The sequence below is a fragment of the Zoogloea oryzae genome, from assembly GCF_030161255.1.
In the GTDB taxonomy this organism is placed as follows: domain Bacteria; phylum Pseudomonadota; class Gammaproteobacteria; order Burkholderiales; family Rhodocyclaceae; genus Zoogloea; species Zoogloea oryzae.
Window position 1 is genome coordinate 1 of sequence record NZ_BSPX01000047.1, and the last position, 26,403, is coordinate 26,403.

The following is a 26,403-nucleotide window of genomic DNA, read 5'->3' on the forward strand; positions in this document are numbered from 1 at the left end:
CTGGCGAGCTTCAGCTCGGCGCCCTTCCTGTCGGTGACGGACCCCGCCGGCGGCATCCACCGCCTGCGCCGCGCCCTGGCCGGCGACCAGGACGAGCCCGGCGGCCCCTACACGCCCCACGTCACCGTGGGCCTCTACGCCGGCACCTGGCCCACGGCCCACATCCAGCCCCGGCTCGACGCCTTTGCCGCCCCCGCCCTGCCCTGCCGTGTCGAGCGCATCAGCCTGATGCACTACGCGGCGCCCGAGATCGGCGGCGCGCTGACCACCCTGGCGAGCTTCGACCTCAGCCGGCGGCAGCTCGACTGGCTGCAGCGCCCCGCCGGCTGGCCCGACACCGACTGAAATCTGGCGGGGCACTGTAAGAATCCGGCGCCGGCTCCGACCAATCCGACATGCACCCCCGCATGTCACCCGGAGCCCGCCATGAACCGCCTCGCCCCCAGCCCCCGTCTCGTCACCGCCCTCGCCTGCCTGCTGGCGCCGCTCGCCGCCCACGCGCTGGAGATCCAGCCCTATTCGGCCCAAGCCCTCGCCGCCGCCCAGTCGGCTGGCAAGCCGGTGGCCGTGCATTTCCACGCCCCGTGGTGCCCCACCTGCCGGGCTCAGGCCAAGGTCTTCGACGGCTTCCGGCAGGACGCGAGCCTGCCTCTGCCGCTGCTGGTGGCCGACTACGACAGCGAGCGCGCCCTCCGGCAGCAGCTCGGCGTGCGCACGCAATCGACCTTGATCGTCTGGCGCGGCACGCAGGAAACCGCCAGGCTGGCCGGCGAGACCGACCCCGACCGCCTGCGCGCCGCCCTGCACTCGGCCACCGCTGCGGCCCAGTGAGGGCGAGATGATGGACGCCGCCCTCTCCCTGCCCCAGCTGGGGCTCAGTCTCGTCGCCGGCAGCCTGACGACCCTCTCGCCCTGTGTCTTTCCAGTGCTGCCCCTGGTGGTTGGCGGCGCGATGCAGGCCAACCGGCTGGCGCCGCTGGCGATGGGGGCCGGCATGGCCGCCTCGTTTGCCGCGATCGGCCTCGTGGTCGGCGCCCTGGGCCCGGCGCTGGGCATCGATCCGGACAGCGTGCGGACATTTGGTGCCGTGCTGCTGATCGCCTTCGCGCTGGTGATGCTGGTGCCGGCCCTGGGCGCACGCTTCAGCCAGCTGCTGTTGCCCGTGGCCTCGTCGGCCAATGCGGCGTCGAACAGGCTCGACGGCGGCTCCCTCGGCGGCGCACTGCTGCTGGGCGGGGTGCTCGGACTGGTGTGGAGCCCCTGTTCCGGCCCGTTGCTGGCTTCGGCGCTAACGCTGGTGGCGAGCGAAGGCGGCGCCGGCCGCGGGGCGCTGATCCTCGGCGTGTTCGGCCTTGGCGCGGCCACGCCGCTGGTAGCGGTGGCCTACGCGTCCCGAGCCAGCCTCGCCCGCGCCCGGGGCTGGGTGCTCGCCCGGGGCGACGGCATGAAGAAGGCCTTCGGCGTGCTGATCGGCCTCGCCGGTATCGCCATCCTGACGGGTGCCGACAAATGGCTGGAAGCTCGGGTGATCGACGTGTTGCCGGAAGGCTGGCTGCGCCTCACCACGCTGTTCTGAGCAGCGCCGGGTCGCGCCGGCAGGCGGGGCTGGCCTACAATGGCTGATTCCCCGCAACACCAGAGAATCAGGACTTCGCGATGACCCGAATCGCCCGCCGCATGGCCGACATCCAGCCCTTCCACGTGATGGAGATCCTCAAGCGCGCCCACGCCCTGGCCGCCGAAGGCCGCGACATCATCCACCTGGAGGTCGGCGAGCCGGACTTTCCCAGCCCGGCCCCGATCGTCGAGGCCGGCCGCCGCTTTCTGACCAGCGGCCACGTGCATTACACGCCGGCCCTGGGCCTCACCGCGCTCCGCGAGGCCATCGCCCGCTTTTACCACGACCGCTTCGGGGCCGACGTGGCGCCCGAGCGCATCATCGTCACCCCCGGCGCCTCCGGCGCGCTGATGCTGGCCCTGGGCGTGCTCACCGATCCGGGCGACGAATGGCTGCTGCCCGACCCGGGCTACCCGTCCAACCGCCATCTGGTGCGCAGCTTTGAAGGCAAGCCGGTGGCACTGCCGGTGGATGCGACGACCCGCTTCCAGCCCACGCCGGCCCACGTCGCCGCAGCCTGGACGCCCAATACCCGCGGGCTGATGGTGGCCTCGCCGGCCAACCCCACCGGCACGCTGCTGGAGCTGGACGAGATCGTCGCCCTGCGCGACACCGTGGCGGCCCGCGGTGGCGTGCTGATCGTGGACGAGATCTATCAGGGCCTGAACTACGGCGTCGAGGCGAGCACCGCCCTCAGCCGGGCTGATGACGTGTTCGTGGTGAACAGCTTTTCGAAGTATTTCGGGATGACCGGCTGGCGGCTTGGCTGGATGGTGGTGCCCGAAGGCTACGTGCGGGACATCGAGAAACTCGCCCAGCACTTCTTCATCTCGCCGTCGACACCGGCCCAGCACGCCGCGCTGGCGGCATTCGAGCCGGGCACGCTGGAGATCCTGGAAGCCCGTCGCCATGCCTTTGCCGACCGCCGCAATGCGCTGTTGCCTGCGCTACGGGAGATCGGTTTCAGATTTGCGACGGAGCCCCAGGGTGCCTTCTATCTCTACGCCGACATCTCCGACATCGCCGCCAGCAGCGAGGAACTCGCCCAGCGGCTCATCGAGGAAGCCGGCGTGGCCACCACCCCGGGAGTCGACTTTGGGGACAACGCGCCAGAGCGTCACCTGCGCATTGCCTACACCACCGACGAAGCCCGGCTGGTAGAAGCCGCCGAACGCATCCGCCGCGTGCTGTAGGCAGCGGCGGGCACATCACCCCTCCGGCGCCTGTTGCGGGGGCGCGGAGGGGAATCGGCAGAAAGGAAGAGACACGCGCCTGCCTGACGGCAGGCTGCAAAACAACGGATCAGACGCCGAAGAACTTGCCGCCACGGGCGGCCTGGCTCAGGGCGGCCTTCACCGCCATCACCTTGTTGGCGTAGGGCGCGGTGGGATCGCTGGATCCGTTGTACTGCTGGAGGGCCCGCTCAACCGAGCCCGTGCTCTGGATGTACTCCTTGAGCACCAGGGCGCCGACGCGGATGTTGGTATCCGGATCGAACATCGCGCCCTTGTCGGACTTGACGTCGATCTTGTCCGGATGCCACTTGGGGATGACCTGCATCAGGCCCTGGGCCCCCATCGGGCTTTCGGCAAAGGGGTTGAACCGCGACTCGATGGCCATCACGGCCACCAGCAGCAGCGGGTCGACGCCGACACTGCGGCCGGTCTGCTGGGCCGAGGCCAGCAGCGGCTCGACGGCAACCGCGGAGACCTGGTAGCGCTTGGCGATGTAGGTCTTGACGCGCTGCAGGTCGGGGCTGAGCTTGGTTGCCGTGGTGTCAGCGACTTCCACGACTTCCGGCTCGATCTCTTCGACGGCGGCGGAGGTGGCAGGACCACCGGTGAAGCTGCCGAGCGAAAGACCCTGAACGCCATGATTGGCGATCCGCGAAGCGACAAAAAGAGTAACGATAAGGCCAGCGACGAGCAGACCGCCGTGGGCGAAGTGAAGCATGAATGAAGCCGCGTGACGTGCGTACTTCGTGATACGAGTTGCGAACATGGGCTCTCCTTTCTGTGGCCACAGCCCAGCAAGCGCGCACGAAGTGCCGCCCCGATGAAAACCGGGAGCAGGCGTTCCGCTTGTATCGCCCGACAGCCCTCGAAAAGCAGGGCCGGGTTCAACTCGTCAGCCACAAAAACCGGCCGACGGCACTCGAAAGACTAGGTCGCCAGGGGTTGATCCAAACACGCTGGTGCAACCAGGCAGCGTGCAAAAAATGACGCGGAAACCAGACCAGGGTTCTGGCCAGTGACCGGCTTGGGATGCCCGGTCATGCGGCGGTTTCTGCGCCGGCGTTTAACAAGAAACGATCCAAAAAAATGTGTGCTGCATTGCACACAGAGCGCATTGTATTGATTCGACTGGATTTTGTCAATCCCGGGGGCGCTCCGGCGGCTGCCGGGCGATGCCCGCAGCATTGTCGGGGCGGCAGCGCTGGCGCGCCTCCGGGCCCGGCGACCGGGGCAAAACCAGCCCCGGAGCGGCTTTCGCCCGCCCCCCGGCAGCGTTCAGCCAGGGCGCGCCGCGACTGGAAAAGGCCAGCGCATCCGATCCCCGTCGTCGCCATCGGCGGCACCTTCGGGCTCGATGCGCGCGGCGAGTTCGCCCTGCCCGATGCGCGCCAGTTCGCGGCGCAGGCGCCCCCACGAGAAGTACGGCCCGGGGTCGGTCTTGCGGCCCGGTGCGACGTCGGCGTGGCCGGTCACCCCCTCCACCGGGAAACGCGCGCAGAGATCGGCCAGCAGGCGGGCCAGCGCCTCATACTGGGCCGGCTCGAAGGGCAGCGTGTCGCAGCCTTCCAGCTCGATGCCCACCGAGAAGTCGTTGCAGCGCTCGCGCCCCCGCCAGCTGGAGAGGCCGGCGTGCCAGGCGCGCCGCTCGGGGGGCACGAACTCGATCGGCTCGCCGGTGCGGCGAATGAAGTAGTGGGCCGACACCCGCAGGTGATGGATCGTTGCGTAATAGGGATGGGCCGCCGGATCGAGGCAGTTGGTGAACAACTGCGCCACCCCCTCGCCGCCGAAGCGGTCGGGCGGCAGGCTGATGGCGTGGATGACGATGAGCGAGACGGCCTCGCCGGGGGCGCGGTCGTCGCAGTTGGGGGATACGATCCTGCGTGGATTCATGGGGCAAGGCTCCCGTCCCGGGCAAAGCCGGTGAGCTTGCCACCGTCCAGCACGTAGCGCACCTCCCGCTCGACGAGCGGAGCGGCGAGGGAGTCGGGCAGCACGACGCCGGGCACCCTCACCCCGGCCAGATCGAGCAGCGTGGCGCCCACCATCTCCTGGCCGATGTAACGCCCCCGGTTGGCGGCGAGCGTCTGCCACGACTGCGGCCGGTAAAGGCGCTCGGCCCAGAAGAGGGTGGCCGGCCGGGTGTCGAAGTGGGTGACGCTGCCGCAGTGCTGGTAGCGCTGCCGCGCGTCGTCGTAGAGGTTCTCGCCGTGATCGGAGGCGTAGGCCAGCACCACCTCGCCCTCGGCGCCGTGCAGGGCCTCGATGACGCGGGAGAGGATCCAGTCGGTGTAGCGCAGGCTGTTGTCGTAGCGGGCCGAACGGTCGCGCTCCGGCGTGCCGTCGCCGTGGAAGACGTCGAAGTCGGCCGGGTAGCGCTGCTCGTACTCGAAGTGGCTGCCGATGAGCTGCAGCACGATGAACTTGCGGGGCTGCGGCACCAGCAGCAGGCGGCGCAGCTCGGGCAGCAGGGCGTCGTCCCGCACCGGCGAGCCCGGGTTGAGGTAGCGCAGGTTGCGGGCGTGGTCGGCGCGGATGCCGATGGCCTCGGCGAGCGCCGGCTCGTGCATCGACACGAAGGCGGTGAAGAAGCCGGCCGCGGCGAAGTAGTCGAACAAGGTGGGCGCCCCTTCGTCCGGCGGGCGGCGGGCGATGCCGGCGGCGTCGCTCATGGTGAGCATGGCCGGGACGGCGGTGTGGGTGCAGTCGGACACCGAGCGCACATCGGGAAAGCTCACCACGCCGGGCAGGGCACCCAGAATGGGCGTCGTATCCCGGCCGTAGCCGTTGAGGCCGAGCCGGTCGGCGCGGGCCGATTCGCCGATCACCAGCACGTAGGTCTGGGGCCGATGGCGGGCCGCTGGGTCCACCTTTACCCGCACCGGCGCAATCGCCGCCACCACCGGTCGCGGCGTGGCCAGCAGCACCAGCGGCTGGACCAGGGAAACCGGATAGGTGCGCAGCACCAGCTCGGGGCTGGCCCACGGATGCAGCGGCAGCCGCGTGCGCAGAAAGCTGTCGTGGAGGAAACCCGTGGCCAGATAGGCCAGCCCGCAGAGCAGCCCGACCTGCCGCCACCGCGACGCCGCCGGCCAGGGGCGACGAAGCTTCAGCGCCAGGGCCACCAGCACCTCGAGGATCAACACCGCCCAGGTGGACCACTGCCGCGCTGCATCGGCGAGAAATTCGACGGCGCTGCGACCGTCGCTCATGCGCAGGGCGAGCATCAGCTCGTCGCCGGGCATCACCCCGAAGCGCCACGCGTACCACGCCACCGGTGGCGCCAGCAGCAGGCAGGGCAGCGCCAGCAGACGCACCAGCCGCGGCCACGGCAGGCTGGCCGCAACCAGCACCAGCGCCAGCATCGCCCCCACGCCGGCCGCCCGGTCGCCCCAGCGCTGGGGCAAGGCCAGCACTGGCAGCAGCAGCACGGCCAGCAGCAGGCTGTCGGCCCAGCGGCTAAAGCGGTGCGGATCGGGGGGTTGCGGGTGCCCGGTCAAGGGAGGCGCTCCAGGGTGGAGAGGTTCAGCTTGCAAAAACAAAGCCCGGAAGGCTTACGCCATTCCGGGCTTGTTGCGTCAGGCCACCGCCGGGGGTGGCCTGGAGGCCCTGCGACAATCAGCAGATCGGGGGCGAAGCGGTACGGCAGGTGCCGCTGGTGGCCCAGCTGATGGAGGCGGTGCCGGAGGTCGGGGTGAGCACGTAGGTTTCGCCGCTCAGACCGCCGGAAGAGATCGCCTTGGCGGTGATCACACCGTCCTTGGCGGACAGGGAGTCGAGGTTGCCCTTGCCGGCGCCGGAAGCGATGGGGGCCGGGATCGACCAGGTGCCGTCAGCGGCGGAAGCGCCGGTGTCGCAGCCGGTCAGACCGCCGTTGTTGTTCTGGATGCACAGCTCAACGGCGGACTTGTAGGCGGCGGTCTGGGACACGACGTCGGAGAACTTGGCCTTGCGCTGGAACTGCTGGTACTGGGGAACGGCGATGGCGGCCAGGATACCGATGATGGCCACGACGATCATCAGTTCGATCAGGGTGAAACCGCCTTGCTTCTTCATGTCTTTCATGTGCGTATCTCCAAGAGATTATGGGTATTCCAGAACGGGCTCGAGACCCGGCTGACAACGCTAATGCAACCGCCGTGCCAGAATCCGACCGACGGGTCGAAACGTCTATGAATCAGACACTTTCAACAAACCGACGCCCCCACGCCAGCGCCGTGGCAAGCGCAGCAGCGGGCTCCAGGTGACGATTTTCGTCACCCCCTTGCCGAAATGCGTCAGTCATTCGCGCCGCCGCTGCCGGAACGAAGCGACGCGGGATGCGGTCTGTCCCTTCGGGCAGCCCGCCGATATCGTCGAGAGCACACCGCATGGACACCGCCGTCAACGTCAACACCCGCAGCACCGTGGCCCGCATTCTCTGGATGCACCGTTGGAGTCCGCGTCTGCTGTCCTTCCGCCTGAGCCGCGAGCCGGGCTTCCGCTTCGTGCCCGGGCAGTTTGCGCGGCTGGGGCTGCTGAAAGAGAACGGGGCGCCGGTGTGGCGGGCCTACTCGATGACCTCGGCCACCTGGGACGAGCACCTGGAGTTCTACTCCATCGTGGTGCCCGACGGTGCCTTCACCTCGCGCCTCGCCCAGTTGGCTGTGGGCGACGAGGTGATGATCGAGCGCACCGCAAACGGCTTCTTCACCACCGACCGCTTCGCCGATGGCCGCGACCTGTGGATGCTCGGCACCGGCACCGGCCTCGCCCCCTACCTGTCCATCCTCCAGGACGAATCCACCTGGCAGCGCTTCGACCGGCTGATCCTGGTCCACTGCGCCCGCCTCGCCGAAGACCTGGCGTATCGGGACGAGATCGCCGCGCTGCGGCAGCACCCGTTGTGGGCGGCCCAGGGCCACAAGCTGATCTACCGGCCGGTGGTCACCCGCGAGACCGCCCCCGGCGCGCTCCACGCCCGCATCCCCGAGCTGATCCGCCAGGGTGGGCTCGAAACCGCCGTCGGGCTGCCCTTTTCCGATGCCGACTCCCGTTTCATGATCTGCGGCAGCCCCGACATGGTGCGCGACACCCACAAGGCGCTGATGGGAAGGGGTTTCCGCCTGAGCCGACTGGCGGCGCCGGGCCACATCGCGGTCGAGAACGCCTGGTAAGCGCCCCATCTCGGGGAGCCGCGCGCCGCAACTGCGCCTGTTTTTGGTGCAGTCAAAATGGCGATGCACGAATAAAGTGCGACAAATCGATGCAAGCTTGGCGTCAAGTTGATGAATTAATTAGACTTTCCCGAAAAGCTAAACTGGCACGGCACCTGCTTGGTGCTTCGCTTCGATTTTGGAGCCCAAAATGGAGCAATCAAGCAACGCCAGTAACGTCCTCTTCGTGCTGCTCGGCGCCATCATGGTGCTGGCGATGCACGCAGGCTTCGCCTTCCTGGAGGTCGGCACCGTCCGCAAGAAGAACCAGGTCAACGCGCTGGTCAAGATCCTGACCGACTTCTGCGTGTCGGCCATCGCCTACTTCTTCATCGGCTACACCGTGGCCTACGGGGCCAATTTCTTCTCGGGCGCCGACGTGCTGGCCCAGAAGAGCGGCTACGAGATGGTGAAGTTCTTCTTCCTGCTCACCTTCGCGGCGGCCATCCCGGCGATCATCTCCGGCGGCATCGCCGAGCGGGCCAAGTTCCACCCCCAGAGCATCGCCACCTTCCTGCTGGTCGGCTTCGTGTATCCCTTCTTCGAGGGCATCGCCTGGAACGACAACTTCGGCATCCAGCCGTGGCTGGAGGCCGTCACCGGCGCCAAGTTCCACGACTTCGCCGGCTCGGTGGTGGTGCACGCCGTGGGTGGCTGGATCGCCCTACCCGCCGTGCTCCTGCTGGGCGCCCGCCGCGGCCGCTACACCAAGGACGGCAACGTGGCCGCCCACCCGCCATCCAACATTCCCTTCCTGGCCCTGGGCGCGTGGATCCTCACCGTGGGCTGGTTCGGCTTCAACGTGATGTCGGCCCAGACCCTCGACAAGGTGAGCGGCCTGGTGGCCCTCAACTCGCTGATGGCGATGGTCGGCGGCACCCTGGCGGCGATGGTGCTGGGCAAGAACGACCCGGGCTTCATCCACAACGGCCCCCTGGCCGGCCTGGTCGCCGTATGTGCCGGCTCCGACCTGATGCACCCGATCGGCGCGCTGGCCACCGGCACCGTCGCCGGCGTGCTCTTCGTGCAGCTCTTCACCGTCACCCAGAACCGCTGGAAGATCGACGACGTGCTCGGCGTGTGGCCACTGCACGGCCTGTGCGGCGCCTGGGGCGGCATTGCTGCGGGCATCTTCGGCACCACGGCGCTGGGCGGCCTTGGTGGGGTGAGCATCGTGGCCCAGCTAGCCGGCACCCTGGCCGGCATTGTCATCGCGCTGGCGGGCGGCACCATCGTGTATGGCACGCTGAAGACCCTCGTCGGCATCCGCCTCGATCCGGAAGAGGAATTCGAAGGCGCCGACCTGACGATCCACAAGATCACCGCCACGCCAGACCGGGAAACCCACTGGTAAGCCCGCGCTGCAGCGATCCTCCCCAGCAAGGCCCGGTTTCGACCGGGCCTTGTGCATTTCAGGGCCGGCTTTCCGGGCGCGGCCCTGCCGTCAGGATGCACGCATGCTCTCGCCCGACATCGCTCAGGCGGAATGAGTATGAGAATACTGATCGATTACGTTTCCGGCAGGCGCCAGAAGGCGGTCATCCGTCACACCCTCGTGCATCCGAAATGCAGGCCAGCTCAAGATTCCCGCCGAACTGCCGTATCAGGATCACCTATTACTTTAGTAATAAATCGAGAACGCCCGTCGATGGCGTGGGGGAGCACGATGAAATCGATCAACCGGATGTCCCTGAGTCACCAGTTCGTGGGTGCATCCATTCTGCTCGGCGGGCTGGTCATACTCGGACTGGCGCTGTTCGTCTCGTCCTACACCTACCGCCTGGGCCTGGAGCATGCGGACCGGGAGGTGAAGGGCCACATCCACGGTCTGCGCCAGCTGGTGGACACCACCCACGAGATCAGCGTGGGCCTGACCGACAAGGTGTCGGCGATCTTCCTCTCCCACTTTCCCGAGCCCTTCGTGCTGCACCCGGAACGCTCGATCCCGGTGGGCGCGATCGACACACCGCTGCTCGAATATCAGGGCAAGCCGGTCAACCTCGACTTCACCAGCGTCGACGCGTTCGCGCGCACGTCCGGCGGCGTTGCGACGGTGTTCGTGCGCAAGGGCGACGACTTCGTGCGGGTGAGCACCTCGCTCAAGACCGAAGCCGGCGAGCGGGCCGTGGGCACCGCGCTCGCTGCCGACCATCCCGCCAAGGCCAAGCTCATCGCCGGGGAAACCTATCTGGGCGTCGCCAAGCTCTTCGGCCGCCAGTACATGACCAAGTACACCCCCGCCCGCGACAAGGACGGCAAGGTGGTGGGCGCGCTTTTCGTCGGCTTCGATCTCACCGGCGCCTTCGGCAGCCTGAAGACAGCGCTGGAGAGCCTCAAGTTCGGCAATAGTGGTTACGCCTTCCTGGTTCGCGCCAAGGGCAACGAAAAGGGCTTGATGATTTTCCATCCGGTACTGGCGGGCAAGAACGCCACCGAGATCCACGACGCCGAAGGCGGCCAACCGCTTGCACGAATGCTGACGGACGGCGGCGGCAGCATCACCTATCCCTGGAAGGATCGGGACGGCGCATCCCGGACCAAGATCGCCTACTACGAGCACACCGACAGCCTGGGCGGCCTGGTGGTGGCTGGCGGCGGTTACATGGAGGACTTCACCGCCGAGAGCACGGCCCTGCGCAACATCATCCTGATCGCCGCATCGGTGGCGGCGCTGGTGCTGTCGCTGCTGCTCTACACCTTCATCACCCACCAGATGCGACCAGTGAAGGCCATCGTCGAGGTGCTCGGGCGCATCGGTGCGGGCGATCTGCAGGCGCGCATCCGCCGCGAGCCCCACGAGGAAGGCACCCGCAACGAGCTGCACATCATCGCCAACAACATCGACGCCACCGCCCAGAACGTCGGCGCACTGATCGCCGAGCTGCGCCAGCAGGCCACCGAGATCGAGGACACCGCGGCCACCCTCTCCCGCACCTCGGAAGCCCTGGCCGGCGCCGCCGCCACCCAGAACGACGCCTCCCACGCGATGGCCAACGGCGTGGGCGAGATGGCCGCCAGCATCAACCAGGTGAGCGACAACGCCCGCAGCGCCGACGCCCACACCCGCGAGACCCGCCAGCAGGCGGCCCGCGGGCACGAGGCCACCCGCGACGTGATCGCCCAGATGGCCAGCATCGAGCAGGCCGTTTCGGCCGCCGCCGAGCGCATCCAGCACCTGGGCGAAGCGTCGGAGCACATCTCGACAGTGGTGAGCGTGATCCGCGAGGTGGCCGATCAGACCAACCTGCTGGCCCTCAACGCCGCCATCGAAGCCGCCCGCGCCGGCGAACAGGGGCGCGGCTTTGCAGTGGTTGCCGACGAGGTGCGCAAGCTGGCCGAACGCACCGCGGCCTCCACCCAGGAGATCGCCCGGGTCGTCGAATCCATCCAGACCGGCACCCGCGACGCGATCCAGGGCATGGCCTCCGCGCGGGCGCAGGTGACGACGGGCGTGGAGAAGGTGGAAGCCTCGGGCCGCACGATGAGTGAAATCGAAGCCGGCGCCGAAGAGGTGGCCACCATCGCCGCCGAGATGTCGGCCAGCCTGCGTCAGCAGGCCGCAGCCAGCAACGGCATCGGCGAAGAGGTGGCGCGGATCAGCCGGATCTCTGGCCAGAACGACGCCTCTGCCCGGGAAGCGCTCGGGGCCGCCAGCACCCTCGCCCGCCTCTCGCGACGCATGTCGGAGGCGGTGGACCGCTTCCGGGTCGAGCACTGAGCAGGCAGGCACAAACAAAAACGGCCCGGGTTCAACCGGGCCGTTTTCTTTGGGACGCGTCTCAGCGCTCGTCGAAGCTCACCAGCAGGCGCCCGCTGGTGGGGCGGGCCTGGCAGCTCAGCACGAAGCCTTGGTCCATCTCGGCGGCTTCGAGGGTGAAGTTCTTGTCCATCTCCACGCTGCCTTCCATCACCTTGGCGCGGCAGGTGCAGCACACGCCGGCCTTGCACGAGAAGGGCAGATCAAGCCCGGCGTTGAGGGCCACGTCGAGCACGTGCTCGTGGGGCGCCATCGCCATCTCGTGCTCCTTGCCGTCGAGGATGACGGTGAGGGCCACCGACTTGGCCGCCTCGCCGGCTGCGTCGCGCGGGCCGGTGGGCACCTTGCCGGCGGGCAGCGGGGTGTTGGCGGTGAAACGCTCGGTGTAGATGCGATCCGGGCGCACACCCACCTCCAGCAGGGCCTGCTGGGTGGCGTCGATCATCGCTTCGGGGCCGCAGATGAACACCTCATCCATGCTCGCCGCGGGCAGCAGCGAGGCGACCACCGACTTCACCTTGTCGGCGTCGATGCGGCCCTGGAGCAGGTCCACTTCCTGCGCCTGGCGGGACAGGATGTGGATCAGCGTGAGGCGGTCGCGGTAGCGGTCCTTCAGATCCTGCAGGGCTTCGTTGAACATCACCGACGACATGCGGCGGTTGCCGTAGACCAGCGTGAATTTGGATTCCGGCTGCTCTTCGAGCGTGGTGGCAGCGATGGACAGGATCGGCGTGATGCCAGAGCCGGCGGCAAAGCCAACCCGGTGGATCGCGCGCTGCTTCTTCACCGTGAAGCGGCCGTCGGGCGGCATCACCTGGATGGTGTCGCCGGCCTTGACCGACTGGGCTGCCCAGTTGGAAAACACGCCGCCATCGACGGGGCGGATGCCCACTTCCAGCTCGCCAGCCTTGGCAAGCCGGCTGCGGGGGCAGCTGATGGAGTAGCTGCGGCGCACGTCCTGGCCGTTGATGCTGGCGCGCAGGGTCAGGAACTGGCCCGGCTCGAAGGCGAAACGCTCGCGGGCGTCGTCGGGGATGGCAAAGGTGATCGCCACCGCGCCAGCCGCTTCGGGGCTGACGCGCTTGACGGTGAGGTCGTGGAAACGGGGGGCTGACATGGGGGGGCTCCTTCGGAGCGGGGAGGAGATAGGAGTGAGGAGTGAGGAGCCCGTGACCGATCCTGTTTCGCCGACGATCGCCAGCGCAGGAGGCTTCAGCCTGGTCTCCTCACTCCTCCCTCCTCACTCCTCCCTGCCTCATCAATACGGTTTGAAATAGTCGAACGGCTCGCGGCAGTCGAGGCAGCGGTACAGCGCCTTGCAGGCGGTGGAGCTGAACTGGGACGTGAGCGTGGTGTTGGTGGAGCCGCACTGGGGGCAGGCCACGGTTTCCGCCGCCGGCTTCTTCATGAAGCGCACCACGCCCACCTCCGGCGCCGGCAGGCGGTGGGGCGGCGCGATGCCGTAGGCGCGCAGCTTTTCCTTGGCGGCCTCGCTCATCCAGTCGGTGGTCCAGGCCGGCGACAGGCGGGTGACCACCCGGGCGGCGATGCCGATGCCGGCGAGGGTGGCGCGCACGTCGTCCTCGATCTGCCCCATCGCCGGGCAGCCGCTGTAGGTGGGCGTGATGACCACCTCCAGCCCGTCGTCCGTCATCCGCACGTCGCGCAGGATGCCCAGCTCGCGCAGGGTGACGACCGGGATTTCCGGGTCGGTGAGGCTGTCGAGGGCCGTCAGCACCCGGTCGATGAGCTCGTCCGGGGCCGGCGCTGGCATCGGCGTTGCGCTCATGGCGTCACCACGTCGCGCCGGGGTGCGCCCGGGCGAGGCTCTGCATCTCGGTGAGCAGGAAACCCAGGTGCTCGGAATGCACGCCCACCTTGCCTTCGGTGATGTAGCCGCGGAAAGCCGGGCGGGTCACCGTGGCTTCGGCGAAGGCGTCATTCACCAGCGCGTCCCAGCCGGCGCGAAGCGTGCGCACATCCACGCCCACGCCAGCCGCCACCGCGGTGCTTTCGGCCGGGCTAGGCGTCCAGAACTCCTCGGTGTAGGGCATCAGGTGATCCACCGCGGCCTGCACCCGGGCGTGGGATTCGTCGGTGCCGTCACCCAGGCGCACCAGCCAGTCGCGGGCGTGGTGCAGGTGGTAGCTGGCTTCCTTGAGCGACTTGGCGGCGATGGCGGCGAGCTCGCTGTCGGACGACTTGGTGAGCCCGTCCCACAGCTGGACCATCAGCGCCGAGTACAGGAAGTTGCGCACGATGGTGGTGGCGTAGTCACGATCGGACGCGGCGTAGCCCACCAACGGGCCGTGGTGCGGCAGCTCCAGCAGGGTGTAGTTGCGGAACTCGGCAGCGTCGCGGAAGTAGGCCAGGCTGTCCTCGGTGGCGTCGCCGCCCAGCAGCGTGGCGGCACGCTGGTAGAGCAGCCGGGCCTGGCCGATCAGGTCGAGGCTGACGTTGGCGAGGGCCAGGTCTTCCTCGAGGATCGGGCCGTGGCCGCACCATTCGGCGTTGCGCTGGCCCAGCACCACGGCGTTGTCGGCCAGGTGGAGAATGTAGTCAGCAGTCGTGCTCATCACATGTGCCCCACTTCTTCCGGGATCTCGTAGAAGGTCGGGTGGCGGTAGATCTTGTCGGCCGCGGGGTCGAACAGCTCGCCCTTGTCGTCGGGGTTGCTGGCGGTGATCGCGGCGGACGGCACGACCCAGATGCTCACGCCTTCCTGGCGGCGGGTGTACACATCGCGCGCCATGTGCAGCGCCTGGGACGCATCAGCGGCATGCAGGCTGCCGCAGTGCTTGTGCTCGAGGCCCTGCTTGCTGCGGACGAAAACTTCCCAGAGGGGCCATTCCTTGAGTGCGGGGGTGTTCATGCTGCCTCCTTCGTTGCGCGTTCTTGTTGTTTGCGGGCGTAGGCCAGGGCCGCTTCGCGAACCCACTGGCCGTCGTTGTGGGCCTTGACCCGGGTGGACAGGCGTTCCTTGTTGCAGGGACCGTTGCCTTCGACGGTGTCCCAGAACTCCTGCCAGTCGATCTGGCCGTAGTCGTGGTGCTGGCGCTCCTCGTTCCACTTGAGGTCCGGGTCGGGCAGCGTGACGCCGAGCACCTGGGCCTGGGGCACGGTGGCGTCGATGAACTTCTGGCGCAGGTCGTCGTTGCTGATGCGCTTGATGCCCCAGCGCATGCCCTGGGCGCTGTTGGGGCTGTCGGCGTCCGGCGGCCCGAACATCGCGAGGCACTTCCACCACCAGCGGTTCACCGCGTCCTGCACCATCGCCTTCTGTTCGTCGGTGCCCTTCATCATCACCAGCAGGGCCTCGTAGCCCTGGCGCTGGTGGAAGGATTCCTCCTTGCACACGCGCACCATGGCGCGGGCGTAGGGGCCGTAGGAGCAGCGGCACAGGGGGATCTGGTTCATGATCGCGGCGCCATCCACCAGCCAGCCGATCACGCCCACGTCGGCCCAGTTGAGGGTCGGGTAGTTGAAGATCGAGCTGTACTTGGCGCGGCCAGAGTGCAGGCCTTCGAGCATCTGGTCACGGCTGGTGCCGAGGGTCTCGGCGGCGGAATAGAGGTACAGGCCGTGGCCGCCCTCGTCCTGCACCTTGGCGATCAGAATGGCCTTGCGCTTGAGGCTGGGCGCACGGGAGATCCAGTTGCCTTCGGGCAGCATGCCGACGATCTCACTGTGGGCGTGCTGGCTGATCTGGCGGACCAGGGTGCGGCGGTAGGCCTCGGGCATCCAGTCCTGGGGTTCGATGCGGCCGTCGGCGTCGATGCGGGCATCGAAGCGCGCCATCAGTTCCGGGTCTTCGGTGGACGGGGTCCTGGCCGCCGTCTTCTGGCCTGCGTTGTCCGGCACGCTGAAGCTTTGGGTGTACATGAGTGTTCTCCTGCTGGGTTATTCGGGGGCGTTCGCGGTCAGCGCAGCCAGGCCGGGGTGCGCTTCTCGAGGAAGGCAGCGATGCCGTCCTTCGCCTCGTCGGTGGCGCGCCGGCGGGCGATGCGCTGGGCGGTTTCCTCGCTCACCGCATCGTCGATGGGGCGGGCGTTGATCGCGGCGATCAGATCCTTGGCAGCCTTCTGGGCCTGGGGCGCGCAGCCGACCAGGGTTTCGGCCAGCTTTGCCACCGCGGCATCCAGTTGATCCGGCGCCACCACCTCGCCCACCAGCCCGATGGCGAGGGCGCGCTGGGCGTCGATCTTCTCGGCGCTCTGGAACAGGCGCAGCGCGTGGCGCGGCCCGACCGCGCGCAGCACGTAGGGGCTGATGACCGCGGGGATGATTCCGAACTTCACTTCCGAGGTGGAAAAGCTGGCGTCAGACGCGGCAATCGCCATGTCGCAGGCCGCCGCGAGGCCGGTGCCACCGCCCAGGGCCGCGCCCTGCACCCGGGCGATGGTCGGCTTGGACATCTCCGACAGGCCGCGCAGCATGGCGCTGAAGCGGCGCGCGTCGTCGAGGTTCTCGGCTTCGCTGTAGCCGGACGCGCGGCGCATCCAGTTGAGGTCGGCGCCGGCAGAGAAATGCCGCCCGCGGCCGCCCAGCACCACCACGCGCACGCCGACGTCGGCGTCGAGCTCGATGCACGCGTCGCGCAGGTCGGCGATCAGCGCCTCGTCGAAGGCGTTGAACACCTCCGGACGGTTCATCCAGATCGTCGCCACGCGGCCGGCGCGCTCGATTTCCAGGGTTTGGTAAGTAGCCATGATCATCGAAAGGAGTGATGAGTCAGGAGGAAGGCATGAGGGCGCCAGCGGCATCCGGCTTGAAGAAGGCGATGCCGGCGCCTGACTCCTCACCCCTTACTCCTCACTCCTGACCTTATTTGGAAATGGTCCAGTCGCCGCCCTTGACTTCGAGCATGCGGAAGGCCGACAGGTCGAGACCCATGTGGTCGGTGGGCGACATGTTGAAGGTGCCGCTGGTGCCCACGAAGCCCTTGGTGGCTTCGATGGCGTCGCGGACCTTGGCCTTGTCGGTGGAACCGGCGCGCTTGATGGCATCGACGGCGATCATCAGGCCGTCGTAGGCGTAGCCACCGAAGGTGGACACGTCCTGCTTGTAGCGCTCCTTGTAGGCCTTGTCGTAGGCGGTCACGACGGGCTTCTGCGGGTCGCCGGCGGGCAGCTTCTCGGGGATCAGCTGGGCCGGGGACGGCAGGCGCACGCCTTCGGCAGCCGGGCCGGCGAGCTTCAGGAACTCATCCGACGCCACGCCGTGGGACTGGTACAGGGGCAGGGTGATGCCCAGCTGCTTGTAGTTCTTGGTGACGATGGCCGGGCCCTGACCAAGGCCGAACACGAACACGGCCTGCACGCCGGCGGTGTTCTTGATCTTGGTGAGCTGCGGGCTCATGTCGGTGTCCTTCGGCCCGTAGGTCTCGTTGGCCACCAGGGTCACGCCGTACTTGGCGGCGACGGCCTCGGTCTCCTTCTTGCCGGACTGGCCAAAACCGCTGGTCTCGGAGAGCAGCGCCACCTTGCTGATACCGCGCTTCTTCATGTCCTCGAAGACCTTCTCGGCGGCCATGCGGTCGGTGTGCGGGGTCTTGAAGACGAACTTCTTGACCGGCTCGACGATCACCACGGCGCCCGCCAGGGAGATGAAGGGCACGCCAGCTTTCTCGACCAGCGGCACGGTGGACATGGTGGAGCCGGTGGTGGTGCCGCCGACGATCAGGTCCACCTTGTCGTCGTCGATCAGGCGCTTGGCAAAACCGTTGGCCTTGTTGGCGTCGCTGCCGTCGTCGTAGTGCACCAGCTGGAGCTGGCGGCCGAGCACGCCGCCCTTCTTGTTGATCTCTTCCACGTAGAGCTGCAGCGTCTTCAGCTCCGGGTCGCCCAGGAAGGCGGCCGGGCCGGTGACGGACAGGATGGAACCGATCTTGATCGGCTCGTTGGCCATCGCGCCAAAGCTGCCAAGGGCAAGCACGGTGCCGACGAACAGGGTCTTCAGGGTGGTTCTTTTATTCATGGTTTTGTCTCCTCTTTGGTCGTTGTCTGGTGATGGGCGGGTAGGTAGTAGGTAATGGGTAGTAGAAAGTAGGGGTAGGCTGGACGCGGGTGCGCTGGCGGTCGTCAGCGCAACCGTCCCAGATCCGGCCCCATTACCCCACTCCCCACTCCCTACTTCCCATTTCCCAATCCCTTACTGCCTTTCAATCACCATCGCGATGCCCTGCCCCACGCCGATGCACATGGTGCACAGCGCGTAGCGGCCGCCGCGGCGGTGGAGTTCGTACATGGCGGTGGTCACGAGCCGCGCACCGCTGGCGCCCAGCGGGTGGCCCATGGCGATGGCGCCGCCGTTGGGATTGACCCGCGCCTCGTCGTCCGCAAGGCCCAGATCGCGCACCACGGCCAGGGCCTGGGCGGCGAAGGCTTCGTTGAGCTCGATCACGTCCATCTGATCCAGCGTGAGGCCGGTCTGGGCCAGCACCTTCTTCACCGCCGGCGCCGGGCCGAAACCCATGATCCGCGGCAGCAGGCCGGCGGTGGCCATGCCGACCACCCGCGCCTTCGGGGTCAGGCCGTACTTGCCGGCGGCTGCCTCGGAGGCCAGCAGCAGCGCGCAGGCGCCGTCATTCACGCCGGATGCGTTGCCGGCGGTCACCGTCATCTCCGGGCCATTGACGCCCTTCAGCTTGGCGAGCATCTCCAGGGTGGTCTCGGGGCGCGGATGCTCGTCGGTGTCGAAGACGATCGGGTCGCCCTTCTTGCGGGGGATCTCCACCGGCACGATCTCGTCGGCAAAGCGGCCGGCGGCGTGGGCGGCGGCCCAGCGCTGCTGGGAGCGCACCGCAAAGGCGTCCTGGTCGGCACGATTGACGGAGAACTCCTCGGCCACGTTGTCCGCGGTCTGCGGCATGGAGTGGGTTTCGTAGAGCTTCTTCATCGCCGGGTTGATGAAGCGCCAGCCGATGGTGGTGTCGTAGATCGCGGCGTTACGCGAGAAGGCCGATTCGGCCTTGCCCATCACGAAGGGCGCGCGGGACATGCTCTCGACACCGCCGGCGATCATCAGGCTGGTCTCACCCGACTTGATGGCGCGGGCGGCAATGCCGATGGCGTCCATGCCCGAACCGCACAGGCGGTTGACGGTGGTGCCCGGCACATCCACCGGCAACCCGGCGAGCAGGCCGGACATGCGGGCGACGTTGCGGTTGTCTTCGCCGGCCTGGTTGGCGCAGCCGTAGATGATGTCCTCGACGGCAGCCCAATCCACCTGGGGGTTGCGAGCCATCAGGGCCTTGAGCGGAATGGCGCCCAGGTCGTCGGCGCGCACGCTGGCGAGGGTGCCGCCGTAGCGCCCGATGGGCGTGCGGATGGCGTCGCAGATGAAAGCGTTGTTCATCGACCGGTTCTCCTTAAAGTTGCTTCGGGCGTTCGTCGATCACGCGACGGGCCTTGCCGGTCTGGGTGCGCGGGATGGAGTCGAAGTCCATCACCCGAACCTTGGTGGAGATGCCGATGATGGTCTTGATGTGGTGCTGCAGACCGCGGCTGATCTCCTCGACCGCGGCGCGGGACAGCTTGCCCGAGAGCTCGCGCTGGACTTCGCAGCGCACCTCCACGTCATCCATGTGGCCGTCGCGGGTCAGCACGATCTGGTAGTTGCCCGACAGGCGCTGGTCGCGCAGGATCTGCTCCTCGATCTGGGTCGGGAAGACATTCACGCCGCGGATGATCAGCATGTCGTCCGAGCGGCCGGTGATGCGGTCCATCCGGCGGAAGGAGCGCGAGGTGGGCGGCAGCAGGCGGGTGAGGTCGCGGGTGCGGTAGCGGATCACCGGGAAGGCTTCCTTGGTGAGGGAGGTGAACACCAGCTCGCCCTCCTCGCCGTCGGCCACCACTTCGCCGGTGTCGGGGTTGATGATCTCGGGGTAGAAGTGGTCTTCCCAGATCACCGGGCCGTCCTTGCTCTCGATGCACTCGCAGGCAACGCCCGGGCCCATCACTTCGGTCAGGCCGTAGATGTCGATGGCGTCGATGCCGAGCTTGCGCTCGATCTCGGCGCGCATGCCCTGCCCCCACGGCTCGGCGCCGAAGATGCCGACCTTCAGGGAGATCTCGTCGGGCTTGATGCCCAGGCGCTCGAACTCCTCGGCGATCACCAGCGAATACGACGGGGTGACCATGATGACGTCCGGCCGGAAGTCCATGATCTGCTGGACCTGCTTCTCGGTCTGGCCGCCGGACATGGGCACCACGGTACAGCCCAGGCGCTCGGCGCCGGCGTGGGCGCCGAGGCCGCCGGTAAACATCCCGTAGCCGTAGGCCACGTGCACCATGTCGCCCGGCAGGCCGCCGGCGGCGCGGATGGAGCGCGCAACCACATTGGCCCAGTTGTCCAGGTCGTTCCTGGTGTAGCCGACCACCACCGACTTGCCGGTGGTGCCCGACGAGGCGTGCAGGCGGGCCACCTTGTTGCGCGGCACGGCGAAGAGGCCGAAGGGGTAGTGATCCCGCAGGTCGGTCTTGGTCATGAACGGGAACTTGGCCAGATCGGCCAGCTGCTTCAGGTCGTCCGGATGGACGCCCTTTTCCTGGCAGCGCTTGCGGTACGGCTCGACGTTGTCGTAGCTGTGGCGGACCGACCACTTGAGGCGTTCGAGCTGCAGGGCCGAGATCTCGTCGCGGCTGGCCTTCTCGATCGGGTCCAGATCGGCGGCCTCGGGGCGCTTTGTAGGCATGGTTGTCTCCTCTCTTTATATGTTCTTGACGGGTTCGGGCGGCCCTCAGGCCACCGACTCGCCCGCCAGCCCGGCGATGACTTCGCCGTTGATCCGGTAACTCTTGCCCCGGAACAGGGCGATGGTCTTGCCGCTCTGGCGACTCTTCACGGTCACGTCATAGACCCCGGTGCGACCGGACTGGGAGCGCTCGACCGCCTCGGCGTCGAGGGTGTCGTTCTCCATCCCCGGCGCCAGAAAGTCGATGTGGCAGGCGGAGGCCACGGTGTTCCGGTTATAGCTGTTGCAGGCGTAGGCAAAGGCCGTGTCGGCCAGCGAGAAGATCAGGCCGCCGTGGCAGATGTGGTGGCCATTGACCATGTCGCCGCGCACCGGCATCGACAGGTGCGACACGCCGGGCCCGACGCTTTCGATCTTGATCCCCAGCGCGTTGGCGGCGCGGTCCCGCGACCACATGGCTTCGGCCACGGCTTCGGCCAGCGCCTGGGCTTCGGCGGGGTTGATTTGCTTAGTCATGGATGCCCTTTCCGGCAAAGACCGATTGCTGGATCAGCGGCGAGACGCGGTAGCGCGGGTCGCCGTAGAAGTCGCCGAGGTGGCGGAGCACCTGGCAGATGGTGGCGACGCCCACGGCGTCGGCCCAGGCCAGCGGCCCCTTGGGGTAATTGACGCCCAGCTGCATGGCCGAATCGGCGCCGCGGGCATCGCACACGCCCTGGTTCACCGCGTCGGCGGCCTCGTTGGCGAGCATCGCCACGGTGCGCATCACCGCCAGGCCCGGCACGTCGCCAAAGCGCGACACCGCAAAGCCGGCCGCCTGCAGCAACCCGGTGGCCGCCGCCGCCGCCGGCGCCCAGCAGCTGTGGGCGACGCTCACCGCCAGCCGGGTGGCCTTGGTGTAGTCCAGCGCCAGATCGATCAGCACCGTGTTGGCGATGCCGGTTTCGGCGGCCCGCTGGGTGGCGGTGCGGCCGTCGGTGACGAAGAGCACCGCGTCGCCCACCTCGGCGATGCGGCCATCGTCGGCCTCGCCCCAGGTGTAGGCCACGCCCCGCTCGTAGAGCCGGTCGGCGATCGCCTCGACGGCGGCAGAGCGACCGTGGAGCACGATGTCCGTCGGCGCTGGCTGGGCAACGCAGGTCTTGGGCGCGAGGCGCTCGGCGCCTTCGCGGTAGTCGTAGAAGCCGCGGCCCGACTTGCGGCCGTAGAAGCCGGCATCCACCAGTTCCTGCTGCATCAGCGAGGGCTGGAAGCGCGGGTCGTTGTAATAGGCGTTCCACACCGAACGGCTCACCGCGAAGTTCACGTCGTGGCCGATCATGTCGGTGAGCTCGAAGGGGCCCATCTTGAAGCCGCCGGCCTCGCGCATCACCGCGTCGATGGTGGCCACGTCGGCGCCGCCTTCGGTGGCGATGCGCATGGCTTCGCCGTAGTACGGCCGGGCCACGCGATTGACGATGAAACCCGGCGTCGAGCGGGTGTGCACCGGCGTCTTGCCCCAGGCCGCGGCGGTGGCGAACAGGGTGTCGGCCACGGCCTTGTTGGTGGCGAGGCCGGAGACGATCTCCACCAGCGCCATCAGCGGCGCGGGGTTGAAGAAGTGCAGGCCGGCCAGCCGCTCGGGCCGGCTGAGGGCCGCGCCGATGGCGGTGACGGAGATCGACGAGGTGTTGGTGCCAAAGATGCAATCGGCGCCGACGATGGATTCGAGATCGCGGTAGAGGGTCTGCTTGGCTTCGAGGCTCTCGACGATGGCCTCGATCACCAGCGCGGCGTCGGCCAGATCTTCAAGGCGCTCGACCGGGCGCAGGCGCGCACCGGCCGCCTCGGCGGCGTCGGCGGCCATGCGGCCCTTCTCCACCAGCTTGCCAAACTGGGCGCGGATGCCGGCGGCCGCCTTGGCCGCGGCCTCGGGCCGGGTGTCGAGCAGCTTGACCACGTGACCCGCCGCCGCCGCAACCTGGGCGATGCCGGCGCCCATCGCGCCGGTACCGACCACCGCGACGATGGCGGAGGTGTCGAGGGCGTGGTTGGAAAGTTCGGCCACGCTCATTCCCCCGTGAACTTCGGTGCGCGCTTTTCCATGAAGGCGGCGACGCCTTCGGCGTAATCCGGGCTCCAGCCCAGTTCGCGCATGAAGCTGCCTTCAAACGACAGCTGCTGCTCCAGCGTATGGCCCGGCGCGGCGTGCATGGCCTGGCGGGTGCGCACCAGCGCCTTGGTGGGCATGGCGGCCAGCTGGGTAGCCAGCGCGTCGATGCGGGCCGCGAAGGCGTCGTCGGCCACGGCTTCCCAGATCAGGCCCCACTCGGCGGCCTTCTCGGCCGGCAGCTTGTCGGCCAGCAGCGCCAGGCCCATCGCCCGGGCCATGCCGACGCGCTGGGGCAGGAACCACGTGCCGCCGGTGTCCGGCACCAGGCCGATCTTGCTGAAGGCCTGGAGGAAGGACGCCGACTTGCTGGCGACCACCAGATCGCAGGCCAGCGCCACGCTGGCGCCAGCGCCGGCAGCGATGCCGTTCACCGCGGCGATGGTCGGCACGCGGAGGTTCTGCAGGCGCAGCACCAGCGGCTTGTAGTTGGCTTCGACCACGTTGCCGATGTCCGGCATCTTGCCGTCCACCTTCTGCATGTCCGGGTCGGCCAGATCCTGGCCGGCGCAGAAGGCCCGGCCCGCGCCGGTGAGCACCAGCACGCGCACGGTCTTATCGGCCTGGATCGAGTCGAGGGCCACGCGCAGCTCGGCGTGCATCTCGCCGGTGAAGCTGTTGAGCTTGTCCGGGCGGTTGAGGGTCAGGCGGGCGACGCCGGCTTCAACCGTGAAGAGGATGTTGTTGAATTCCATCGCGACCTCCTCAGACGTGATAACGGCGCTGGACCACGCGGAAGCGGTTGGCGACGAAGGCCGAATCCGCATACGACGCGTTGGCCGCCGGGTTGCCGCCGGTGCCGTGGTAGTCAGAGTACGCCGCCGACTGATTGACGAACACGCCGCCGGTGAGGTTGATCGACAGGGCGACCTTGCTGCGCCAGGTGGCTTCGGTCATCGCGTCGATGACGTCCTGCTTCGTGGAGTAGATGCCGGTGGTCAGCGCGCCGTGGGTGCTCACCACGCGCTCGGAGAGGGCGATGGCGGCGGCCGTGTCGGCCACCTTGACGATGAAGCTGATCGGGCCGAAGCGCTCTTCCATATAGAGCTTCTCGTCGGCGACGTCGCAGGCGATGAGCACCGGGGTGCGCACTTCGGCACCCGGGAAGTCCGGGTTGTCGAGCTTGCTGGAAGCCAGCACGACCTTGCCCAGCTCGCCGCTGTTGGCGAGATTGATGCGCTCCAGGGTGTCGGCGGACTGGATCGCGCCGAGCACCGCGTGGGCCACTTCGGGCTTGGACAGGAAACGTTCGACGGCCTTGGCCAGATCGGCGCAGACCTCGTCGTAGCTCTTGGGGCCGTCTTCGGTTTCGATGCCGCCAGCCGGCACGAAGATGGCCTGGGAGGTGGTGCACATCTGACCCGAGTACAGCGACAGGGTGAAGGCCAGGTTGCCCAGCATCGCCTTGTAGGCGTTGGTGGAGTCGATGACGATGTTGTTCACGCCGGCCAGTTCGGCATACACCTGGGCCTGGCGGCAGTTGTCGATGAGCCACTGGCCGAACACGTTGCCGCCGGTGAAGTCGATGGACTTGACCGCCGGATGCGTGGCGAGGCCCTTGGTGGTGGCGCGCTTGTCGGTGACGCACAGGCTCACCAGGTTGGGGTCGATGCCGTTTTCAGCCAGCACGGCGCGGATGGTGCGCACGGTGATCGCCGCCGGCAGGATGGCGTTGCTGTGGGGCTTCACGATCACCGGGTTGCCGGTGGCCAGCGCCGCAAACAGGCCCGGGTAGGTGTTCCAGGTGGGGAAGGTGCCGCAGCCGATCACCAGCCCGATGCCGCGGCCGACGATCTCGAAGTGCTTCTTCATGACCAGCGGCGGGTTCTTGCCCTGGGGCTTTTCCCACACGGTGTCGGCGGGCACGAAGCGCTGCTCGCGCCAGGCGTAGGCGACGGCCTCGAGGCCGCGGTCCTGGGCGTGGGGCGCGCCGGCCTGGAAGGCCATCATCCAGCCCTGGCCGGTGGTCATCATCACCGCGTGGGCGAGCTCGAAGCTCTGCTTGTTGAGGCGGTCGAGGATCTCCAGGCAGATACCGGTGCGGCCGTCGGCGCCCAGGGCCTGCCAGCCCTTCATGGCGGCCTGGCCGGCAGCGATCAGCGCTTCCGGATCACACACCGGGTACTGCACGTCGAGCGCGATGCCGTAGGGCGACTTCTCGCCCCCCAGCCAGCCGCTCTGGCCCGGCTGCCCCAGCTCGAAGGCCTTGCCCAGATGGGCCTCGAAGGCCTTCTTGCCCTCTTCCGCCGCGTTTTCGCCATAGGCCTTGGGGCTCGGCATCTCGGGGTAGGCAGACCAGTAGGCGCGGGAGGCGATTGCGGCAACGGCGCCTTCCAGCGTGGCCTGGTGCTTTTCGAAGAGGGGGTGGGTCATTCGGCTGTCTCCTGTCTGGTTTTTGGGTTGCTGAGTTAAACAGTACAAACCAATCTGATCAAAGTCAATGTTTGGTATCGCATTTTTGTGGCAGGAAGCGCAACCATTCCTCACTTCAAAACCACTTCCACAAAAAAGAATCTGTTTTTATTCAACAGTTTGATTTACATTTTTTCTGGACAAAGGCCGAAAAACAGATTTGTAACGGGCAAGGCGGTTTTTCGCCCCTCGATTGTTTTGATACATTTTTGTTGACGTTTGTTTTGTTTTTGTATCATGATTAACCACACCAGCCCAAGGGACATGGGCGCGGTGACAAACGGTTCATCACACACCTACGAGGAGGCACCATGGCCAGCAACAAGGAACGCTTTGCAGACAAGATGGAATTTCCGCCGGAAATCCAGCAGCCCAACATCTATCCGCTTTCCTGGAACAGCAAGACCAAGAAGCTGCAGGAAGTCTGGCAGGCCGCCCTGCGTGAAAACTGGGATCCGGAAAAGCTGCCCTGGGACACCCTGGATGTGGACAGCTACAGCTGGGAAGAGCGCGAATCCATCGCCTACTGGTGGAGCCTGCTGTCGGTGTTCGACGCCTCGGCGCCCCCGGTGTTTGCCGAAGCGCTCATCAAGACCTACGAGGTCCATGAGGAAGACCCGGTGCGCAAGTGCTTCTTCTCCGTCACTCGCGACGAGCAGAACCACGAAATCATGTGCGGCCTGGCCATCACTAAACTGCTCGGCCACCCGGACCCGATCACCTATCAACCCAAGACCGAGCTGGGCAAGCGCCTGCAGAAGAACGTGCAGTGGCTGTACTTCAATGGCTCGCGCTACTGGAACGGCTACAAGCAGGCCGTGCCCAAGTACGACCTGGCCGTGCTGTTCAGCTCCTTCCTGATGGGCGAAATCGCCGCCGCCACCATCTTCAAGCAGATGTTCGACAACTCCCGCGAGCCGGTCTTCAAGGAAGGCTTCAAGAACATCGGCCGTGACGAAGGCCGCCACATGGCCATCTGCATGGCGGTGATGGAGCGCGACTACCCGGGCCTGAAGGAAGAGACCAAGTCCATCGTCACCAAGCAGATCCGCGCCGGCTATCTGTTCCTGTCGGCCGTGCTGTTCGAGCCGCCGATGGAATTCTGGGATCTGCCCGCCGACTTCATCGACAACCAGCGCGAAGCCGAGGAAGTGGCCCGCGGCGCTGGCTTCGGCATCCCGACCTACGAGATGAAGCTGCAGAACTGGAAGAACGCGATGATCAACCTGAAGGGCGTGCTCGACCGCTACAACATCCCCTTCCCGGCGATCCCCGAAGTGGGCATCACCGGCCAGGAGATCAGCGACATCGACATGGAAGACATCATTCCCGTCTTCTGACG

General features: G+C 67.4%; 25 protein-coding genes. 8 read left to right on the plus strand and 17 right to left on the minus strand.

Translation table 11 applies throughout. The features are described from left to right. The 4 genes from QQK25_RS14770 to QQK25_RS14785 form a co-directional block, all read left to right on the plus strand. The coding region (locus QQK25_RS14770; RefSeq protein ID WP_284188606.1) for a 2'-5' RNA ligase family protein at positions 1-345 on the plus strand (345 nt) is incomplete at its 5' end. 81 nt (positions 346-426) lie between these two features. Further along, complete coding sequence (locus QQK25_RS14775; protein WP_284188607.1) at positions 427-831, plus strand: thioredoxin family protein; 405 nt, start codon at positions 427-429, stop codon at positions 829-831. Positions 832-838: 7 nt separating this feature from the next. Beyond that, on the plus strand, positions 839-1,576 hold the full coding sequence (locus QQK25_RS14780; protein WP_284188608.1) for a cytochrome c biogenesis CcdA family protein: 738 nt from the start codon (positions 839-841) through the stop codon (positions 1,574-1,576). A gap of 80 nt (positions 1,577-1,656) precedes the next feature. Continuing rightward, a complete protein-coding gene (locus tag QQK25_RS14785; protein WP_284188609.1) occupies positions 1,657-2,811 on the plus strand; it encodes a pyridoxal phosphate-dependent aminotransferase in 1,155 nt (384 codons plus the stop codon). Between the two features lie 109 nt (positions 2,812-2,920). On the opposite strand, the gene QQK25_RS14790 is transcribed toward QQK25_RS14785, so the two are convergent. The 4 genes from QQK25_RS14790 to QQK25_RS14805 form a co-directional block, all read right to left on the minus strand. Next, complete coding sequence (locus QQK25_RS14790; RefSeq protein WP_284188610.1) at positions 2,921-3,619, minus strand: lytic transglycosylase domain-containing protein; 699 nt, start codon at positions 3,617-3,619, stop codon at positions 2,921-2,923. A gap of 509 nt (positions 3,620-4,128) precedes the next feature. Further along, the gene (gene ampD / locus QQK25_RS14795) at positions 4,129-4,746 is read right to left on the minus strand and encodes a 1,6-anhydro-N-acetylmuramyl-L-alanine amidase AmpD (RefSeq protein ID WP_284188611.1); all 618 of its coding nucleotides are present in this window, start codon (positions 4,744-4,746) and stop codon (positions 4,129-4,131) included. After that, the gene (locus tag QQK25_RS14800; RefSeq protein WP_284188612.1) at positions 4,743-6,353 is read right to left on the minus strand and encodes a phosphoethanolamine transferase; all 1,611 of its coding nucleotides are present in this window, start codon (positions 6,351-6,353) and stop codon (positions 4,743-4,745) included. Before QQK25_RS14800 ends, ampD begins: the two co-directional genes overlap by 4 nt. A 118-nt stretch (positions 6,354-6,471) precedes the next feature. Further along, positions 6,472-6,918 carry a pilin gene (locus QQK25_RS14805; protein WP_284188613.1) on the minus strand — a complete coding sequence of 149 codons (447 nt, stop codon included), beginning with the start codon at positions 6,916-6,918 and terminating at the stop codon, positions 6,472-6,474. A gap of 305 nt (positions 6,919-7,223) precedes the next feature. Here QQK25_RS14805 and QQK25_RS14810 point away from each other — a divergent pair, with 305 nt between their 5' ends. The 3 genes from QQK25_RS14810 to QQK25_RS14820 all read left to right on the plus strand — a co-directional run bounded on the left by QQK25_RS14810 (position 7,224) and on the right by QQK25_RS14820 (position 11,766). Next, complete coding sequence (locus tag QQK25_RS14810) at positions 7,224-8,009, plus strand: ferredoxin--NADP reductase (RefSeq protein ID WP_284188614.1); 786 nt, start codon at positions 7,224-7,226, stop codon at positions 8,007-8,009. 190 nt (positions 8,010-8,199) lie between these two features. Continuing rightward, a complete protein-coding gene (locus tag QQK25_RS14815; RefSeq protein ID WP_284188615.1) occupies positions 8,200-9,402 on the plus strand; it encodes an ammonium transporter in 1,203 nt (400 codons plus the stop codon). A 312-nt stretch (positions 9,403-9,714) separates the two neighbouring features. Next, positions 9,715-11,766 carry a methyl-accepting chemotaxis protein gene (locus QQK25_RS14820; RefSeq protein ID WP_284188616.1) on the plus strand — a complete coding sequence of 684 codons (2,052 nt, stop codon included), beginning with the start codon at positions 9,715-9,717 and terminating at the stop codon, positions 11,764-11,766. A 61-nt stretch (positions 11,767-11,827) separates the two neighbouring features. Here QQK25_RS14820 and paaE read toward each other — a convergent pair whose 3' ends face one another. The 13 genes from paaE to paaN form a co-directional block, all read right to left on the minus strand. Then, positions 11,828-12,922, minus strand: coding sequence for a 1,2-phenylacetyl-CoA epoxidase subunit PaaE (paaE, locus tag QQK25_RS14825; RefSeq protein WP_284188617.1), 1,095 nt, complete (start codon positions 12,920-12,922; stop codon positions 11,828-11,830). A 141-nt stretch (positions 12,923-13,063) separates the two neighbouring features. Next, positions 13,064-13,594: a 1,2-phenylacetyl-CoA epoxidase subunit PaaD gene (gene paaD, locus QQK25_RS14830; protein WP_284188618.1), complete on the minus strand. Its 531-nt coding sequence runs from the start codon at positions 13,592-13,594 to the stop codon at positions 13,064-13,066. Positions 13,595-13,598: 4 nt separating this feature from the next. Continuing rightward, positions 13,599-14,381: a 1,2-phenylacetyl-CoA epoxidase subunit PaaC gene (paaC, locus tag QQK25_RS14835; RefSeq protein ID WP_284188619.1), complete on the minus strand. Its 783-nt coding sequence runs from the start codon at positions 14,379-14,381 to the stop codon at positions 13,599-13,601. After that, complete coding sequence (paaB, locus tag QQK25_RS14840; RefSeq protein WP_284188620.1) at positions 14,381-14,677, minus strand: 1,2-phenylacetyl-CoA epoxidase subunit PaaB; 297 nt, start codon at positions 14,675-14,677, stop codon at positions 14,381-14,383. Before paaB ends, paaC begins: the two co-directional genes overlap by 1 nt. Further along, a complete protein-coding gene (gene paaA, locus QQK25_RS14845) occupies positions 14,674-15,687 on the minus strand; it encodes a 1,2-phenylacetyl-CoA epoxidase subunit PaaA (RefSeq protein WP_284188621.1) in 1,014 nt (337 codons plus the stop codon). The genes paaB and paaA overlap by 4 nt, the downstream gene beginning before the upstream one ends. A 38-nt stretch (positions 15,688-15,725) precedes the next feature. Then, positions 15,726-16,514 (minus strand): enoyl-CoA hydratase-related protein, encoded by a 789-nt coding sequence (locus tag QQK25_RS14850; protein ID WP_284188622.1) that lies wholly within the window; start codon positions 16,512-16,514, stop codon positions 15,726-15,728. A 115-nt stretch (positions 16,515-16,629) separates the two neighbouring features. Next, the gene (locus QQK25_RS14855; protein ID WP_284188623.1) at positions 16,630-17,781 is read right to left on the minus strand and encodes an ABC transporter substrate-binding protein; all 1,152 of its coding nucleotides are present in this window, start codon (positions 17,779-17,781) and stop codon (positions 16,630-16,632) included. A gap of 174 nt (positions 17,782-17,955) precedes the next feature. Next, positions 17,956-19,161, minus strand: coding sequence for a 3-oxoadipyl-CoA thiolase (pcaF, locus tag QQK25_RS14860; protein WP_284188624.1), 1,206 nt, complete (start codon positions 19,159-19,161; stop codon positions 17,956-17,958). 13 nt (positions 19,162-19,174) lie between these two features. Next, positions 19,175-20,500, minus strand: a complete 1,326-nt coding sequence (gene paaK, locus QQK25_RS14865) for a phenylacetate--CoA ligase PaaK (RefSeq protein WP_284188625.1) — start codon at positions 20,498-20,500, stop codon at positions 19,175-19,177. 45 nt (positions 20,501-20,545) lie between these two features. Further along, positions 20,546-21,016: a hydroxyphenylacetyl-CoA thioesterase PaaI gene (gene paaI / locus QQK25_RS14870; RefSeq protein ID WP_284188626.1), complete on the minus strand. Its 471-nt coding sequence runs from the start codon at positions 21,014-21,016 to the stop codon at positions 20,546-20,548. Then, complete coding sequence (locus QQK25_RS14875; protein WP_438696457.1) at positions 21,009-22,481, minus strand: 3-hydroxyacyl-CoA dehydrogenase; 1,473 nt, start codon at positions 22,479-22,481, stop codon at positions 21,009-21,011. Before QQK25_RS14875 ends, paaI begins: the two co-directional genes overlap by 8 nt. A gap of 68 nt (positions 22,482-22,549) precedes the next feature. Then, the gene (gene paaG, locus QQK25_RS14880; RefSeq protein WP_284188628.1) at positions 22,550-23,344 is read right to left on the minus strand and encodes a 2-(1,2-epoxy-1,2-dihydrophenyl)acetyl-CoA isomerase PaaG; all 795 of its coding nucleotides are present in this window, start codon (positions 23,342-23,344) and stop codon (positions 22,550-22,552) included. A 10-nt stretch (positions 23,345-23,354) separates the two neighbouring features. Next, positions 23,355-25,022, minus strand: coding sequence for a phenylacetic acid degradation protein PaaN (gene paaN, locus QQK25_RS14885; RefSeq protein ID WP_284188629.1), 1,668 nt, complete (start codon positions 25,020-25,022; stop codon positions 23,355-23,357). A 350-nt stretch (positions 25,023-25,372) separates the two neighbouring features. On the opposite strand from paaN, the gene QQK25_RS14890 reads away from it, so the two are divergent. Further along, a complete protein-coding gene (locus tag QQK25_RS14890) occupies positions 25,373-26,401 on the plus strand; it encodes a hypothetical protein (protein ID WP_284188630.1) in 1,029 nt (342 codons plus the stop codon). Positions 26,402-26,403: the final 2 nt, after the last annotated feature.